1 protein-coding gene is annotated in these 1,181 nt (G+C 61.2%); it reads left to right on the top strand.

Features of this window, described 5'->3' with window-relative positions; all coding sequences use genetic code 11:
- Nucleotides 1-1,176 (top strand): elongation factor Tu (gene tuf, locus ACR0NY_RS19105; RefSeq protein ID WP_170343064.1); only part of this gene is annotated, 1,176 nt, incomplete at its 5' end.
- Between the last annotated feature and the right edge of the window lie 5 nt (nucleotides 1,177-1,181).

Genomic DNA, 1,181 nt, shown 5'->3' with positions numbered 1-1,181 from the left:
ATGGCAAAGGAAAAGTTTGAGCGTACAAAACCGCACGTCAACATTGGCACGATTGGCCACGTTGACCACGGCAAGACGACGCTGACCGCAGCAATCACCAAGTATTTCGGCGACTTCAAGGCGTATGACCAGATTGACGGCGCGCCGGAAGAGAAAGCGCGCGGCATCACCATCTCGACCGCCCACGTGGAATACGAGACCGACAACCGCCACTATGCGCACGTCGACTGCCCCGGCCACGCCGACTATGTGAAGAACATGATCACCGGTGCCGCTCAGATGGACGGCGCGATCCTGGTTGTGAACGCAGCTGACGGCCCGATGCCGCAGACCCGCGAGCACATCCTGCTGGGCCGCCAGGTTGGCATCCCGAAGATGGTCGTGTTCCTGAACAAGGTTGACCAGGTTGACGACGAAGAGCTGCTGGAACTGGTTGAGATGGAAGTTCGCGAACTGCTGTCCAGCTACGACTACCCCGGCGACGACATTCCGATCATCGCAGGTTCGGCTCTGGCCGCGATGGAAGGCAACAACCCGGAAATCGGCGAGAACAAGATCCGCGAACTGATGGCGGCCGTTGACGAGTACATCGACACGCCCGAGCGCGCTGTTGACCAGCCGTTCCTGATGCCGATCGAAGACGTGTTCTCGATCTCGGGTCGTGGTACCGTTGTGACCGGTCGTGTCGAGCGTGGTGTGATCAACGTTGGCGACGAGATCGAAATCGTCGGCATCCGCGACACGCAGAAGACCACCTGCACCGGTGTCGAGATGTTCCGCAAGCTGCTGGACCGCGGTGAAGCGGGCGACAACATCGGCGCCCTGCTGCGCGGCGTTGACCGTGACGGCGTTGAGCGTGGCCAGGTTCTGTGTAAGCCGGGCTCGGTTACTCCGCACACCAAGTTCGAAGCCGAAGCCTACATCCTGACCAAGGAAGAAGGCGGCCGTCACACTCCGTTCTTCGCGAACTACCGTCCGCAGTTCTACTTCCGTACGACTGACGTGACCGGCACCGTGACCCTGGCCGAAGGCACCGAGATGGTCATGCCCGGCGACAACGTGTCGTTCGGCGTCGAGCTGATCGCCCCGATCGCCATGGAAAACGGTCTGCGCTTCGCCATCCGCGAAGGCGGCCGCACCGTCGGCGCAGGCGTCGTGTCCAAAATCATCGAGTAAGGCGC

Source organism: Ruegeria sp. BJ5, assembly GCF_056537865.1.
Note: the sequence above shows the minus strand (reverse complement) of the source record. Positions and strands in the feature narration are given on the sequence as shown.